General features: G+C 55.1%; 15 protein-coding genes. 5 read left to right on the plus strand and 10 right to left on the minus strand.

Annotation, left to right across the window (positions count from 1 at the left end):
• Positions 1 to 47: 47 nt before the first annotated feature.
• Together VN12_RS17545 and VN12_RS17550 are read right to left on the minus strand one after the other, a co-directional pair.
• Complete coding sequence (locus VN12_RS17545; RefSeq protein WP_146678054.1) at positions 48 to 830, minus strand: hypothetical protein; 783 nt, start codon at positions 828 to 830, stop codon at positions 48 to 50.
• A gap of 110 nt (positions 831 to 940) precedes the next feature.
• On the minus strand, positions 941 to 2,101 hold the full coding sequence (locus VN12_RS17550) for an aminotransferase class V-fold PLP-dependent enzyme (protein ID WP_168164483.1): 1,161 nt from the start codon (positions 2,099 to 2,101) through the stop codon (positions 941 to 943).
• Positions 2,102 to 2,438: 337 nt separating this feature from the next.
• On the opposite strand from VN12_RS17550, the gene VN12_RS17555 reads away from it, so the two are divergent.
• From VN12_RS17555 to VN12_RS17575, 5 genes are all read left to right on the plus strand, one after another.
• The gene (locus VN12_RS17555) at positions 2,439 to 2,636 is read left to right on the plus strand and encodes a hypothetical protein (protein ID WP_146678056.1); all 198 of its coding nucleotides are present in this window, start codon (positions 2,439 to 2,441) and stop codon (positions 2,634 to 2,636) included.
• A gap of 6 nt (positions 2,637 to 2,642) precedes the next feature.
• On the plus strand, positions 2,643 to 3,410 hold the full coding sequence (locus tag VN12_RS17560; protein ID WP_146678057.1) for an alpha/beta hydrolase: 768 nt from the start codon (positions 2,643 to 2,645) through the stop codon (positions 3,408 to 3,410).
• Between the two features lie 164 nt (positions 3,411 to 3,574).
• A complete protein-coding gene (locus tag VN12_RS17565; RefSeq protein WP_146678058.1) occupies positions 3,575 to 5,914 on the plus strand; it encodes an arginine/lysine/ornithine decarboxylase in 2,340 nt (779 codons plus the stop codon).
• Between the two features lie 343 nt (positions 5,915 to 6,257).
• Entirely contained in the window at positions 6,258 to 7,058 is an 801-nt protein-coding gene (locus VN12_RS17570) for an NRDE family protein (protein ID WP_146678059.1), read from the plus strand.
• 275 nt (positions 7,059 to 7,333) lie between these two features.
• On the plus strand, positions 7,334 to 8,626 hold the full coding sequence (locus tag VN12_RS17575) for a glycosyltransferase family 87 protein (RefSeq protein WP_146678060.1): 1,293 nt from the start codon (positions 7,334 to 7,336) through the stop codon (positions 8,624 to 8,626).
• Here the strand turns inward: VN12_RS17575 and dtd are convergent.
• The 8 genes from dtd to nrdR are packed head-to-tail and all read right to left on the minus strand — an operon-like array spanning position 8,589 to position 16,053.
• Complete coding sequence (gene dtd / locus VN12_RS17580) at positions 8,589 to 9,029, minus strand: D-aminoacyl-tRNA deacylase (protein WP_315850172.1); 441 nt, start codon at positions 9,027 to 9,029, stop codon at positions 8,589 to 8,591. The two genes, VN12_RS17575 and dtd, sit on opposite strands and share 38 nt — an antisense overlap.
• Before the next feature lie 6 nt (positions 9,030 to 9,035).
• Complete coding sequence (gene lptE, locus VN12_RS17585) at positions 9,036 to 9,566, minus strand: LPS assembly lipoprotein LptE (RefSeq protein ID WP_146678061.1); 531 nt, start codon at positions 9,564 to 9,566, stop codon at positions 9,036 to 9,038.
• The gene (gene bamD / locus VN12_RS17590; RefSeq protein ID WP_146678062.1) at positions 9,563 to 10,972 is read right to left on the minus strand and encodes an outer membrane protein assembly factor BamD; all 1,410 of its coding nucleotides are present in this window, start codon (positions 10,970 to 10,972) and stop codon (positions 9,563 to 9,565) included. The genes lptE and bamD overlap by 4 nt, the downstream gene beginning before the upstream one ends.
• Complete coding sequence (recO, locus tag VN12_RS17595; protein ID WP_146678063.1) at positions 10,969 to 11,742, minus strand: DNA repair protein RecO; 774 nt, start codon at positions 11,740 to 11,742, stop codon at positions 10,969 to 10,971. The genes bamD and recO overlap by 4 nt, the downstream gene beginning before the upstream one ends.
• A 2-nt stretch (positions 11,743 to 11,744) precedes the next feature.
• A complete protein-coding gene (locus tag VN12_RS17600) occupies positions 11,745 to 12,629 on the minus strand; it encodes an NAD(+)/NADH kinase (protein ID WP_146678064.1) in 885 nt (294 codons plus the stop codon).
• A gap of 6 nt (positions 12,630 to 12,635) precedes the next feature.
• A complete protein-coding gene (dxs, locus tag VN12_RS17605; protein ID WP_146678065.1) occupies positions 12,636 to 14,540 on the minus strand; it encodes a 1-deoxy-D-xylulose-5-phosphate synthase in 1,905 nt (634 codons plus the stop codon).
• 2 nt (positions 14,541 to 14,542) lie between these two features.
• Entirely contained in the window at positions 14,543 to 15,559 is a 1,017-nt protein-coding gene (locus VN12_RS17610) for a polyprenyl synthetase family protein (RefSeq protein ID WP_146678066.1), read from the minus strand.
• Between the two features lie 32 nt (positions 15,560 to 15,591).
• The gene (nrdR, locus tag VN12_RS17615) at positions 15,592 to 16,053 is read right to left on the minus strand and encodes a transcriptional regulator NrdR (protein ID WP_146678067.1); all 462 of its coding nucleotides are present in this window, start codon (positions 16,051 to 16,053) and stop codon (positions 15,592 to 15,594) included.
• Positions 16,054 to 16,226 lie beyond the last annotated feature (173 nt).

Consider the following 16,226-nt stretch of genomic DNA (forward strand, 5'->3'; position numbering starts at 1 on the left):
GCATTCTCGACATTGTTCTCTCGACTTCGTCGAACAGCCAGGACGAACTATTCGAACTTCGAGCTCACCGAAGCTTTGCCCATGTGCAAGAAGGCAACCAAATAAAACGCAATGAGCACCAGTCCCCAGATGATGATCCCGGCTAATGCCGCTACGGCGATGATTTGGAAGAAAGCCGCCGGATCAAAATCTGGTGCGCCCTGTCGGTTCAGTTCGCGACCGAACTCGTCCTTTCCGATCTCCATGACTTTCCACGTTATATATCCACCGATGCCAGACTCGACCATTTTAAACGGGATCATGAAGGCAGAGGTGCCTCGCACCAAGCTCGCTCCGATCTTCTTGCGCTGCAATCCAAAGATCCCTCCGATCAACATCAACACAGAAACGATCATACTCACCAACTGCAACGCAATTTGAATCGCCATCGCACCGGGGAATGCATTTTGGGCAGCTTCGGTCATCCGTCGCACCCGCGCTTCTTCATCCATGCCCTCCGCCGCGGCCCCGTCCGCTTCCCCATCCGCAGCGAATGGATCGTTTCCATCGGCGGTCGGTTCCGCTACCCCATCCCCTTCCACCATCGCACCGGCATCTGCTGCGCCGGCATCGGCGTCGCCACCGACTCCCGTCGCAGCGCTCGTCACCGCTAACGCACCGATCGTCTGCACCAATCCGAGGCATCCACCCGCGACGCCGAGTACCCCAAAGACAACAAACATGATCAACAGAAACTTCGTAAAGCCTCCGAGTGTTCGATCGGTCGCATTGGGGTCAAAACTGGACGCTACCGGCGCGTTGTAGGGATTGGACGGTGAAAACTGGCTCATGAGAATTGGTATCGGAAAAGGAATCGAGGAACAAAAAGGAATCAACGCTTCAACGCAACGGAGTCGCGTGAAGGCAACTTACGACTCCATCGATACCCTAGCTCGAGGATCTAGGACCGAATCGCATCGCAAAGCCGCTGAACGTCATCCGCGTTATTGTAGGCATGCGTCGCGACGCGCAAACGTCCGTGACGAACACTTGTAACCACTTTGTTCCGAATAAGTGCATTTCGAATCGATTGCGGATCCTTACCCTCGATTTCAAACGAAATGATTCCGCTGCAATGCGTAGCAGATCGTTGCGCGGCCTCCTTATCCCGATACACGATGGCCCCCAAGCTTCGGAGGGACTCTTCGATGAGGTCTGCGTTCTCGAGTACGGCCGTCGCAACACCACTGCAGGGAAGATGGACTCCAAGGTCTAAAAGGAGTCGCAAACTCGCATCCAAACACACAATACCGAGATGATTGGCAGAGCCTCCTTCGAAGCGCGAAGCATCGGACTTGAATTGAACTTCAGCATTTTGAAACCGATGTGCTCCTTGCACCGAGTTCCACCCCACCATGCGATTCTCCAGTTTCGCGAGGCGCTCCCGGCGAATGTAGAGAAGCCCGGCTCCTTCGGGCCCGAGCAACCATTTGTGTCCATCGGCTGCCAGATAATCGATGGGAAGTTGGGACACATCGCACGAAAACACCCCGAGCCCCTGGATCGCATCCAGGAACAATTCAGCACCGCGGCAGTGCACAAGTTCGCAAACCTTCGGTAAATCGATTCGATAACCGGACGAATAGCCCACCCAGCTAATGCTCACCAGTCGCGTCGCGGAATCGATTCGTTCTGCCAATCGATCGAGGGACACGATCCCCGATGGATCCACCGGCACCACGCGGACCTCGACCCCCGATCGAGCAAGCTCCAACCATGGAAGCAAGTTGCTCGAAAACTCGTTCTCAATGACCACCACATTCGGCCGCGCCGCCTCGGTCCGTGGGGAACTCGCGCGAGAAGAGAACCACGGGAATGCGGAGGCGATGAGGTTGATCGCAAAGGTGGTGTTGGGGACCAGAGCGATTTCCTCGACCTCGCAGTGGAGGAGCGAAGCCGCGTTTCCGCGCAGCCGGGTTGCGATCGCCGACCATTCCGGCCAGCAACAATCCCCGCTCTTCTCGGCTTGATTCAAGAAAACTCTCCCTGCGTCCGCGGCCATGGAAGGGAGTGGCGCGACGGCAGCGTGGTCGAAGTAAGCCCATTCACGCGTCACCGGCATAGTGCTTCGAAGCCTTGATCGAACCTCCGAGGAGCTAGGAAATTCTTGAGTTTCTGAGGTGGTTTTGTGCGACATCGGCAGTCCAGTCATAGGGGGTGCACCGCGGATTCCGCCGGCAGTTACGGGAATTTGAAGAAAAAAACAAGAGCTTCGCCTGGGGCGATGACAGTCGAAAATCTTCAACTATACTAGCCTCGGTCCTCAGCCCACTAGACCACCCCTCGTCGTCCTTGATTTTCATCACCTCGAGCGCCAAACCGACCGCCTCCAATGCGTATCTTCCGATCGAGAACCCGGCCTTGGCTGGGCACTTCCTTGCAATGCACCGAGGTTGTTGATGCCTAGAGCTTTATGTTTGAGCGGTCTTGTGATCGCCGGCCTCGTCTTCTTGTTGTTTCTCGTCAATCTCATCATGAGCCTTGCTGGCATGGGGTCGCTCTTTCGTTATCAGAGCCTCTTGATGGATATCGTATTTCTCGTTTGTTCTGGTACGTTGGGCTATCTGAGTTGGTCCACATTCCGTGAATTAAAGTAACAAGCCATGAAATACGATCCCGAAGCTTGGTCGTTCTCTCGACCTTGCTTGGGAGGTTTGAACACGGCGTTCATCCTCCCCGCGAAAGCAGCACCGCGTTACTTGGTCACGTTGATGCATGGCTTCGGAGCACCGGGTACCGATCTCGTCAATCTCTTTGACGATCTTCTCTACTACATGCCCGACAACACCGCCCCGTTTGGGTTCCTTTGCCCGGAAGGCCCGATCGATCTGGAGGAGCAAGGCATTCCGGACGGACGTGCTTGGTGGCCTCTCAACATGGCGCAGCTCATGTTGATGTCCGCAACCAACTCCTTCGATGCCATGCGCGAGACCGTCCCACCCGAATTGGATGGCGCACGGGAGCAACTGCAAACTTGCATCGACGAAGCGAGAAAATCCATCGCATCCGACTTCCAATTGGAGGATACCCTTCCTGTGGTATTGGGAGGGTTTTCTCAAGGAGCCATGCTCGCGACCGATACCGCGCTGCGAGGTTCGCTCAAAAACGTCGCGGGTTTGATCGCCTACTCCGGTGCACTGATTTGTGAATCACACTGGCGCAGAACTTCCAACCCGGTTCGCAATTTACCTCTCATCCAGAGCCATGGTCGCTTGGACAACATCCTTCCGTTCGCGACGGGGCAGTGGCTTTATGAGTTGCTCTCCGAACTTGGTTTCGACGGGAAACTGCTCGAGTTCGATGGTCCGCATACCATCCCGAGCGAAGCCATCTTGCAGACGGCGAAAATGCTGCACACGATCGGAGCCTAGCGGAACGCTCCGCTCAACCGTCCAACGGCGTCCCTCCTGGAATCGGTAGTGAAAATGCGATTTGCCGCTTTCCTACTTGCCCCTGCTCCGGTACTTTGAAGCATGCGCTGGGGGGTGGTAAGCCCCACGATTTCATGCGGTTGATACCTCGAAGAAGGTTCTTTATGAAGTTCAAGTTTCCGGTTGTCATCATCGACGAGGATTTCCGTTCTGGCAATGCATCCGGATTGGGTATTCGGGCGCTCGCCGATGCCATCGAACGTGAGGGTATCGAAGTCGCCGGGGTCACCACCTATGGCGACTTGTCTCAATTCGCTCAACAACAGAGCCGCGCATCAGCCTTCATCCTCTCGATCGACGACGACGAGTTTGCGAACGAGAAATCGATGGGCTCGGCGCTCGAGAACATCCGGAACTTCATCACCGAAATCCGTTTCAAGAACGCGGACATCCCGATCTTCTTGTACGGGGAAACCCGAACGTCGCGGCACATCCCGAACGACATTCTTCGAGAGCTGCATGGATTTATCCATATGTTCGAAGATACCCCCGAGTTCGTCGCGCGGCATATCCTGCGCGAGGCAAAGGCGTATCTCGATGGATTGGCCCCTCCTTTCTTTCGCGCGATGGTTCACTACGCTCAAGACGGCTCGTATTCCTGGCACTGTCCGGGACACTCCGGCGGAGTCGCCTTCCTCAAAAGCCCCGTCGGTCAGATGTTTCACCAGTTCTTTGGAGAGAACATGCTGCGCGCCGATGTGTGCAACGCGGTGGAGGAACTCGGCCAACTCTTGGACCACACAGGTCCGGTCGCGGCCTCCGAACGGAACGCAGCTCGGATCTTTGGTGCCGACCACTGCTTCTTTGTTACCAACGGAACGTCGACATCCAACAAGATCGTGTGGCACTCAACGGTCGCTTCTGGCGACATCGTCGTCGTCGACCGAAACTGCCACAAGTCCGTGCTTCATGCCATCATCATGACCGGAGCCGTCCCAGTCTTTCTGACGCCTACGCGGAACAACCTAGGGATCATCGGCCCCATTCCATTGGAAGAGTTCCATCCCGATAACATCCAAAAGAAGATCGAGGCCAACCCATTTGCGCGCGAAGCGCAAGCCCAATATCCGGAACGCCGCCCTCGCATCTTGACCATCACGCAAAGCACCTACGACGGAATCATTTACAACGTCGAAGAGCTGCGACGCATGCTCGATGGTCAAATCGGCACCCTCCATTTCGATGAAGCTTGGTTGCCCCACGCGGCCTTCCATCATTTCTACAAAGACATGCATGCGATCGGCCCAAACCGACCCGCTCCCAAAGAGTCGATGATCTTCGCGACCCACTCCACCCACAAGCTGCTGGCAGGGATCTCGCAGGCGTCGCAGATCTTGGTACGCGAGCCCCAATATAAAAAGCTCGACCGCCATACGTTCAATGAAGCGTATCTGATGCATGCATCAACATCCCCGCAGTATGCGATCATCGCCTCCTGCGATGTGGCCGCCGCTATGATGGAACCACCGGGAGGGACTTCGCTTGTCGAAGAGTCCATCGTCGAAGCCCTCGACTTCCGACGCGCCATGCGCAAAGTGGACGACGAATGGGGCAGCGATTGGTGGTTCAAGGTCTGGGGACCCGATACGTTGGCCGAGGAAGGTATTGGAACGCGCGAAGATTGGATGCTGCATACGAAAGATTCGTGGCATGGATTCGGACGCGTCGCACCCGGCTTCAACATGCTCGACCCTATCAAAGCGACCGTGATCACCCCCGGCTTGGACGTGTCCGGCCAATTCGCGGAAACCGGAATCCCGGCTTCGATCGTCACCCGATACTTGGTCGAACACGGGGTCATCGTCGAGAAGACTGGGCTCTATTCCTTCTTCATCATGTTCACGATCGGAATCACCAAGGGACGCTGGAACACTCTGCTTAGCTCTCTGCAGCAGTTCAAGGATGACTACGACAAGAATCAACCGATGTGGAAAATCCTCCCCGAGTTCTGCCAACAATATCCCAAGTACGAGCGAATCGGACTCCGCGAATTGTGCCAACAGATCCACGACACCTATCGCAAACACGATGTCGCGAAGGTCACGACCGAGATGTATCTCTCGCCGATGCAGCCGGCCATGAAGCCATCCGATGCGTTTGCCATGATGGCCCATGAAGAAATCGATCGCGTCGAAATCGATCATCTCGAAGGACGTGCCACCGCCGTTCTCTTGACTCCCTACCCACCCGGAATTCCTCTTCTCATCCCCGGCGAGAGATTCAACAAATCGATCGTGGAGTACCTCCGTTTCGCTCGCAATTTCAACGAGCAGTTCCCCGGCTTCCACACCGATATCCACGGATTGGTCGAAGAAGAAGTCGACGGGAAACGCCGTTGCTACGTCGACTGCGTCCGAACCAAAGACTTGGAAGACATCATCGCCGCCGACGAGAGCGAGATTGCAGCGCTACCCTTGGTGATCACCCCTGGTGCCATGGGGTAGTTTCCTCCCTAGATCGATTCTTCCGATACTCCGATAGGTGCCCGTTCCGAGCACCTTCTAACCCCGAGTCCAAAGCGTTCACGACGCGCGGCTAGGGGCGGTCGATCCCCCCAAAAACCGATCCGGAGGTCTGGAGAATCTAGGCAAATACCCCCTTCTGTTATTAACAAGTATTCCACAATTTATGCTAGCATCTGGAAAAAAGGGGGGTGACTTGGGGGTATCGGTCAGGTTAGATTAGTGACCGTCGCGAGCCACGTAATTGCACTCTGTATGTGCGATTAAATGCCGTTAGCCGTGGCTCGATTCTGAAGCTCCAACCATAGAAAGAGCGAATGTTGCGATGTGCTTGCTAGCCATTCAATATCGCGTGGTTTCTGAAAGCCCCATACTTGTAGCAGCCAATCGAGAGGAGTTTTTTGACCGACGGAGTACAGGCCCGAGCATCCAAGCTGGCAAGCCTCGAATCCTTTGCCCGACTGACCAACGAAGTGGTGGAACCTGGTTGGGCGTAAATCAGCACGGTGTATTTGTCGGGATCTGCAACCGACGAACACTCGAACCGCTGGGTAGCAACCGCTCCCGAGGATTGCTCTGCAAAGAGGTCCTTCGGGGAAGCAACTCGCAATCCTGCATGGACCGCGCCCTCGAAGAACTTGACAAGCATCAATTTGAAGCTTGCAATTTGGTGATCGCAGACCGCGATCGCGGGTTCGTGATCCACCATGAGTACGAGAACGAAGTCATCGAGATGCGAGCTGGCCTCAATATCGTTGGCGCACGAAATTTGAACGACCCTCGCGATGAACGCGTTCAGCTTGCTAGCAGGCTGCTCACGCTCCAAACGCTGGATTCCCCTGTCAAGTTTCTTGCGGTGGCGAGCCGAGTCTTCGCACGTTCCCCAACCCCTACCGGCAGAGCCAATATGGTGATGCGCGGCGCGGATTACGGCACGGTCTCGAGCACGCTTATTGCGTTGGGGGCAAAACCCCGCGATGCCATCTACCAGTACTCCGATGGCCCCGCCGACGAAGCCCGTTACGAAGATTACTCGCCTCTTTTGCGAGATATCCTCAGCCGCGGCCTGCGAGAGTCGAAACCCAAAGCCGCGGCCGTTACCTCTGGCTTCGACGCATTGGACTAAGGCACTCATCTCTCGCCTCCTTTTAAGGCAACGATCTAGAGAACGCTTGGACATCCTCCCTAATCTGCTTCCGCGAGGGTGTCCAAGGTTCTGATCGAGTGGATCCGGTTATTCCGATTCTATCGATCCCTCTGCGATCCCCACTCGGATCTTCTCTCTCTGCGGCTTGTTTCACTCCACCTTCGCCGCGCAGCGACCTACGCTCCACCGATGGGGAACAATCCCCGAAAACCGCTTTCCCTTTTGATGCTCACCACCGCGAGTGGGTTCCCACGATGCTGGACAACTGCGCCAACGATTTCAAATCGCCAACGGCCGCGTCGTCGACCAACGGACCCCTCACAACCTCTTGGCCGTATCGGCAATTGCTACCCGTCTTGGCGTTTTTTTTAGTCGGGTGCATCTACTTGTTTTTTTCTCCCAACTACCAATGGTCCACCATCCTCCAATCCACACCCTACGGCGCGGACTTTTTGCAGGAATGGATCGGAGGGCACATGATCTGGAACGGACAGATCGGGTCGGTCTACTCCGAACAATTCATCGCCTCGCAACACGAGCCGATGGTCACCGGATTTGAGTGGGATGCCAATCAGTTTTTCCCTCCGGTCTACCCACCTCCCCATTATCTTTTCTTTTCCCCCTGGGGAGCCTTGCCGTATCGCTTTGCAGTGATGGGCTGGCTGGCGTTCTTACTCAGCGCCGCTTGCCTCGCATCGATTCTTCTGCAGTCCATCGAGGGACAAGCACCAGGCGTACGTCCCTATCTTTGGATTGCAGTGCTCCTCTTTCCGCCTCTACTCCTATCGATCACCTTGGCGCAAAAGAGCGTTCTATGGCTCCTCCTTTTTGTGATCGTATGCCGCTGGCTGAAACAGGAGCGATGGTTTGCAGCAGGACTGGTGGCCGGTCTAGTAACGATCAAGCCGACTCTCTGCTTCCTCCTCCCTCTCTTGATGGTCCTCGATCGCCGATGGCGATTTTTAGGTGGGATGGCTCTGTCGACGGCAGTCCTTTGGGGGGCTGCCATATGGTTCTTCCCGCAGGAAGCATGGGCCGGATTTCTGTCCATCGCATCGACCGCCGGTCGCTACACCGACCAACACGGTTTTCATCTCGATTGGTCCTGCAATCTGATCAGCTTGGCGAGCAGCCTGCCTATCGGTTGGTCTGGGTGGGGAAAGATGGCCATCAGTCTCCCGCTAGCCCTCTATGCGCTCCTCGCCGCCGTGGAAGATCGATCGCGCTGGAACGATCCCAAACGCTGGATGACGTGGATGCTGGCGACGATCCTGCTCAGTCCTCATTTTTACCATTACGATCTGTGCATCCTTCTGCTTCCGATCGTTTGGATGCTGGCGACTGACCCGCGACGCGGCATCTGTTACTTTGTCACCCTATCACTTGCCTTCGTGCTCGCGCCCGATGTGTATGCGCTCTGGCAAATCCCACTCCTACCCGTTGTCTTGCTAGGCATGCTGTGCGAGCTGCGATTGAGTTATCGACTTTCTAGCAGCATGTCGAGCCTTATCATCGCTCCACGATCAGGGTTACCGGACCGTCGTTGACGAGCGATACCTGCATGTCGGCACGAAAGATTCCCTTTTCGACCGAAACCCCTTGCGCGGCGACTTGCTCGCAGAAAAACTCATACAATTCGTTTGCGATCCCCGGCTCCTCCGCTTGATCGAAGCTAGGTCGCCGGCCTTTGATGCAATCGCCGTAGAGCGTGAACTGACTCACGATCAACATCGAGCCCGAAACATCGCGAACCGATAGGTTCATCTTTCCTGCTTCGTCGCTGAAGGCTCGGAGTCCGACACATTTTTCCGCAAGCCATTTTGCTGTTTCGCGGCAATCTCCCCTGCGGATTCCGAGGAGAACCATCCATCCTCGATCGATCTTGCCAACAACCGTTCCTTCAACCGTTACGGATGCTTTCGAAACACGCTGCAACACCGCTCGCATCATCCATCCTTACCAGCGGGCTTCCATCTGATCGACGATGTGGTTCGCCAATCGCTCCACCACTCTCATATTCGCCGTCGAAATCGATTGCCCCGCTTCTGGAACGAAGTCCGCGTTATCCGAAAAGAGGAAGCTCGTCTCTCCAGGTGGCAGAAAACGTGTCTCGACCAAAGGAAGATTGCGTCGATCGACCCAACTCATCTCGATAGACATCACCGTTTGAAGCAGACGAGGTTCGTCCGTTCCTGTTTCGCCGATCACTCGTTTGGAATCGCCCGTCATCCGGCAGGTAAGAATGGAATCTGCAGTACCCAAATCGGCCAGTTTGTAGGAGGTTCTTCGTTCGATCTCTTTTTGAAGCGTCTCGGTGAGCTGTACTCCCAACTCCGGTCGGAATGAATTGGATTTGATGATCGGAACGTGAATAGTCCGAACATCGTTTCGGTACAAGCTGCGCGTGCCGATGTTGTATCCCAAACATCCCGGAATACAAACCGACAGGAGCAACAGGAATACTCCACCCGCGAGGCTCTTGGTCATCTTCGAATCACTCCGCCTTCGACGGGAGTCGATTCCAAGAGCCTTGCCGTTCTCGCTTCGCGCTCTTTGCGGTCCGACTCGATCACTTCCTCAGGAAGGGGTTTGCGGAGCGGAGCGGTCTTATCGCGACTTGGAAACAGAACCGTCAACTCGGACAAATACGGAGTCGGTTCATCGGGCATCTCTTTCAGCTTGGCGAGCATATCCCGGGCAGGTTGTGCAAAGGCGGTTTGATCAAACTTTTCAATGATCTCCTCACACTTTAACCGCGCCGCGCCTGCCTCCCCTTTGTTGAATCGATACTCCGCATTGTGATAAAGCCTCTCCGCTTTGCGATTCACCAACTCGGTGTACATGCGGTCGATCTCATCTTTATCGCGGCGATAATCCTCCGGAAACTGTTTCAAATTCCGGAAGAACTTGTCCGCTTTGTCCAACGGATCGAAGGAATAATCGGGGCCTCGATAGGATTCGAGTGCGGATTTGATGCCGAGCAAATGAGCGCTGTAGAGATGTCGGGAATCGGGATATGTCATGATGAGCTCGTCATACGTATTGAGCGCCTCGATCCACTTTTGATTTCGGAAATGGCTCGATGCCAGTTCCATGGTTACGTCATCCGCAAGCTTCCCCGTCGGACTGTCGAGCCGCATCTTCTCCAAAACGCGGATACCATGTTTGGCTGTGTCATTCCACGGTTTCCGTTTGTCGGTGAAGTTCACATGGTAGAACTGATCATCGAACTGGTTCCAATAGAGTCCGATTTCCATCCGCCGTTTGTCGACATGGTCTTGATAGCGTGTGCGGGGGTAGTCTTTCACCAGCCTGACGTATCGATCTTCTGCCTTGGGATAGCGCTCGGCAAAGAAATAGCTTTCTGCAGCCATGAGAAGCGAGTCTTGATGCAGGTAGGAGCTGATCCAATTCTTTCCTGCCTCGTCGAACTGTTTCCCAGCCTTTTCAAACAACTCAGCGGCCGCGGCGATCTGGGAATCACGGGACTCTTCCGGGCTACTTTGCGCTTGTTTGAACAAGTCGATGGCCTGGCGATAGGTCTCCTCCGCTTGTTGAAACTGCGTCTTGGCCAGCGTGGGATTGGCGGGCCTGGTTCCGATCAAAGGAACATTTTTGAGCAATCCGGGCATATTGCTCTTCCGTTGTTTTTCGGCGAGTCGCCCCTCGGGACGCACGTAGTTCCCTTCGGCGTCTTGGTACCCCTCGATCGCTCGCTTGGCCAGATCGTATTCGTCCTCTTTCTTGGTGAGTCCCAGCGTCGCGCAGCCGGAAAGCGAAACGACCCAGGCGAAATGCATCCATCGAATCTGAGGTGCAATCCCAGACACGATCTGCACCATCCAAGTGCGAGGGTTCACCCGGAGGCTATGAAGCTTTTTGGTCTTCCTCAACGTTTTAGTTCCTCCAAGAAATCCATGAGTCGCAATCGCCGATCCGCTAAATGGGTAATGAACTTCTCCATCGCAAATCGAACTTCGCCTCGCGTGGTGGGGGATAGGTCCCGGTAACTACCCACGCTGTCGACCAGTCCATCGCCGTCCGATGCAACCATTCGCAGGAAAGTGATTGTCTCCTCGCGCAATCGCAGGACATACCGTTGACCTGCGAGGCAAGAATCACAAAGCACTCCTCCCGCGTCGATTCCGAACAAGTAGCTTCGGTTCCGCCCGGACTCTACAGAATTCCCGCATCCCGCGCAAAGCTCAAACGTCGGTAAATGACCAAGCGCTCGCAGGAATTCCATCTCAAATCGAAGCACGACCTTCGCAGGATCCTCCATTTCATCCAACTTAACGAACGACGCATCGAGAACGTCGAAATGTTCCTCCATGGGTTGATGGTTCTCGGTGAGCACATGCGTCAGCTCAGCGAGGTAATAGGCTGCGTAGAGTGATAGCAAAGAATGTTGACCACCTTTGAACCGACGCACCAATTTGGCCTCGGTAAGAATATCGAGGGTATCGTTCAGCTTCTCGATGAAGACAATCTGGGACTTGGCCAATAAATCGAGCGCGTTCTCAAACGGGCTCTTCAGCCGCCTAGCCCCCTTGGCCACCGCGGAGACTTTACCATGGGTGCGGGTGAACAGAGTCACCACCAAGCTTGTTTCGCTCCATGCGACCGAACGCAACAGGATCGCTTCGGACTTCTCCAACCCCATAGTTATTCCGCCAACCTGGGCTTGCCGCTCCACCCCAGCTTGTCTCTCAAGGCTTGGTAGTCATCATGCCCAGGGACACCGATCAACTGAAAGGACGAATCCGCGCGAGCGATGCGAACCTTCATATCTCGTTCTAGATGGCAAACCACCCGTCCGTCGACGACCAAGCTCGCGGTGGGATGATCGACTCGGAGCATCAGATCAAACACCCGATCCGCCGTATCGACAACCGGACGCATCGTCAGGGTATGGGGACTGATCGGACAGATCACAAAGGCTTGCAGATTTCGGCGTAGAATCGGTCCCCCTGCGGATAAATTATGCGCCGTCGAACCGATGGGAGTACTGATGATCAAGCCATCGCACGCATAGGTGGTGGCCAAGGCTGCGTCGATGAAAAGATCGATGTAAAGCATTGAATAAGGCGGTCCCCCGAGAATACTCGCTTCGTTCAGCCCGATCATCGAATGGAGCAATTCGTCTCCGCGATACACATCGCTCTGCAACATCAAATGACTGGTGAGGGTGAAATGCCCCTTCGCGATTTCGGGCCAAACATTCATGAATTTGTCGGGTTGTATCGCCGCCAGGAATCCGAGCTTCCCGAGATTCACTCCCAACACGGGCTTCTGCCGATGCTTCATCTGCCTCGCAGATTGCAGGATCGACCCGTCCCCGCCAAGCACCACGACGAGATCGGAAGTGCAATGCTCAAAGTCATATTCAAACGCTTTGTCGACCGCGACAATTTCGGCATGACGTTCGATGCAAGGCAGCAGTTTCGGCAACTCCGACTCCACCCGGGGTCGATTCGGTGCAGCGAGCACAACGACGCGAGGTTTCTCGCGCCCCAGGGACCTCCAAGATGCAACGGAGTGTTCAGACACGTGGCATCACACTCCCGCGTGGCTAGCGTCGGAGTAACGAGCGCTGAGAGTTCGGCAGGCGACTGCGATTCCAGCTGCATCCAAGCCTAGATCGGCGAGGAGGTCGTTCCTTTCACCATGCTCGATAAACCGATCGGGCAATCCGAGCGTCCGGAGACTTCGAGTATCCCAACCGTGCTGACAGGCCGTCTCCAGAACTGCCGAACCAAATCCACCCATCAAGGCACCTTCCTCAACCGTCACGACAAATCGGCATTCTTCGAACACTTGTGCAAGCATTTCCGTGTCGAGCGGTTTGATGAATCTCGCATTGATCACCGCTACCTCAATCCCCTCTTGCTTGAGAAGATCTGCAGCGGCTAAGGCCTGCTGCAACATGGCACCGCACGCGATGATGGCGCCATCGGTCGCCCAACGAATCGTTTCGGATTTCCCAAGCTCGATCGGCTGGCACGGGCGTTCAAACGTCAATGCAGACGATTTGGGATAGCGGATCGAAGTTGGACCATTGTGCTGCAGCGCGAACTCCAGCATCGGTTCTACTTCGGTGGCATCCCCAGGAGCCATCATGACGATATTCGGGAAAACGCGCATGTAGCCAATATCGAACACACCGTGGTGCGTCGGACCATCCGGGCCGGTCAATCCAGCTCGGTCCATCATCATGCAAACCGGAAGATTCTGCAGCGATACTTCTTGAAAGATCTGGTCGTACGAGCGTTGCATGAAGGTCGAATAAATGGCAACGATCGGACGCAACCCGGTTTTGGCTTGGCCAGCAGCGAAAGCGACCGCATGCGATTCACAGATTCCCACATCAAAAAAGCGATCGGCGAAGGCGTCGCGAACCGGTTCCAATTTGTTCCCTTGGCACATGGCCGCGGTCATCACCGTCACCTTTTCATTCTTATGCATCTGGCTCAAGATGGCATCGCGAGCGAAGTTGGTGAACGCAGGCTTCTCCAGGGTGGAGCGGACCTTGGGGGAACCATCTTCGTCCTCGAATGCAGGCGGAGTATGGAAGTAGACGGGATCCCGTTCCGCGGGCTTGTATCCTCGCCCTTTCTCGGTCACCACATGGAGCAACGTCGGACCTTTCTGATTCTTCACCATCTCCAAGTACTTTCGCATCAGATGGATGTCATGGCCGTCGATCGGACCGATATAGCGGAATCCAAACTCCTCGAACAACATGCCGCCGACCATCCCCGCCTTGACCCCCTCTTTGATTTGAGCCAAGAGTTTCTCTGCGGGATCGCCGAACAGCGGGAGCTTGTTGAGTACCTTCACTACCTCGCTCTTGAGCCCGGTATAGAAGGGGTTGGTTCGCAAACGATCCAGATAATTGGCGACCGCACCGACGCGTGGACAAATCGACATCTTGTTATCGTTGAGGATGACGATCAAGTCCGAGTTTAGCTCCCCGGCATTGTTCATCGCTTCAAAGACGATCCCCGACGGAAATGCTCCGTCCCCGATCACGGCGATGCTCTTTCGACTTCCTTCATTTTGAAGATCGTCGCCGCTCTTCAATCCGAGGGCGGTCGATACGGAACAGCCGGCATGGCCGGTCATAAACAAGTCATACTCACTTTCAGAAGGATTGGGGTAACCCATCAATCCCCCTTTCATGCGTATGCTCTGAAAATCGTTGTAACGACCGGTTATCAATTTATGTGGATAGATCTGATGCCCGGTGTCCCAGATCAATCGATCCCGTCGAAAGTCGAAAACACTATGCAACGCTAAACAGAGCTCCACGACTCCGAGATTCGAGGCAAAGTGAGCGGTACGGGTCGCCAAGAGATTGCAGAGCACATCTCGGATTTCGCTCCCCAACTGCTCGAGCTGCTCGATGCTCATCGAATGCAGAGATTCAGAGGACTCCAATTTCGAAAGCAGTTCGTGCATGCCTAGTGACTCCTGTCGATGATGTATTTTGCTAGTTGCTGAAGGGGCACTGCCGCAGCTCCATAAGGTTCCACCAACCGGACGGCCTTTAGAACCAATTCCCGGGCCTTCGCCCTGCTATCCTCCACCCCGTAAATGGAGGGATAAGTCAACTTGCCACGTTCCTGGTCTTTTCCAGTCCGTTTTCCAGTGTTCTCCGCGGTGCTCTCGACGTCCAGTAGGTCATCGGCGATTTGGAAAGCAATTCCGATTGCATCGCCATATTGGGACATCACGCGCAGATCTTTCTCCGATGCACCTGCCGCGATCCCCCCCAATTCGACCGATCCTCGAATCATCGCGCCTGTCTTGCGGGCATGGATCGATTGCAGCAACCTGCCGTCCCCTCCATGTTTCTCGGCCCATAAATCGTCGACTTGCCCCGCAACCATCCCCTCCGGTCCCGCCGCCTTGGCCAAGACCAGCAGGCTTTGCACTTGCTGACTAGGAGACATCTCCGATTCCATCAATGTCTGAAAAGCGAGTGCCTGCAGACCGTCCCCGGCCAGGATGGCCGTCGCCTCATCGAACTGGATGTGGCATGTCGGCCGTCCACGACGCAAATCGTCATCGTCCATCGCAGGCAAATCGTCATGGATGAGCGAGTAACAGTGGATCATTTCCAAAGCGATCGCAGAAGGAATCGCAGACGCGGCCGTACCACCGAGCGTTTCGCAGGCGAGCAAACAAAGGACCGGACGCAGTCTTTTTCCAGGTCCTAACAAGGAATACCGCATGGAATCCCGCAATCGATCGGGGCAATCCTCCGACAATCCTGCGATGCGTGTCTCCAAAGCCTGATCGATAAGCCCCGCGAGATGCTTCCAGCGTTCCTGAAGAGGGTCGATTGCGGTAGCCGTGGCGATGATAGTACCCTGGTGATTTTCGATGAGAAACGTCGCTGAATAGAAAAAAGTCCCCCTGGAAAGAGCCTTCCAACCCACCCCTGGCGGGCGAGCCAGTGCGATCCAAGAGTTCATGCGACAAATTGTAGCGTTTTGTCGAGTCCCGATCAGCTCTTTTGACTCCGTTTCAAGATCGGCCGCAACTCCTCCACAAAATCTTGAATGTCGCTAAACCGGCGGTACACGCTGGCGAACCGAACAAAAGCGACTTGGTCGACCTCCCGCAAATACTCCATGCACAGACCACCGATCTCCTCGCTCGAAACCTCTTTCTCGTACTGATCGAGGATGTGCGACTCGATTTCCGCGGCCAGTCGTTCGATTTGCTCGACACTGATCTTCCGTTTCCAACAGGCCGCTTGCAGTCCCCGAGCGATCTTAGCCCGGCTGAAATCTTGGTGGCTTCCGTCCCTCTTCACGACTTGTAGTAGCCCCTCCACTCGTTCGTAGGTGGTGAACCGACGACAACATTGATTGCAATATCGACGCCTGCGTATGGCCTTGCCGTCCTCGACACTCCTTGAATCGCGAACCGCGTCGTTGTCACTGGAACAGTAGGGGCAGCGCATGCTTCGATTTCCTCAATCCTTGGAAGACCTGGAGGTGACGGAGCCTCGACTCCATCCTAGACCGCGCAATCTACCATTGGCCTGTCGCCTATTTCAATGACTGCCATAAGAAGGAGGAAAATTGTCAAACTGGCGAACCTGGAAAGAGACTGTCGCGTGGGTCGACTTGGGAT

The sequence above is a fragment of the Pirellula sp. SH-Sr6A genome, from assembly GCF_001610875.1.
Classification (GTDB): Bacteria; Planctomycetota; Planctomycetia; order Pirellulales; family Pirellulaceae; genus JBKCUI01.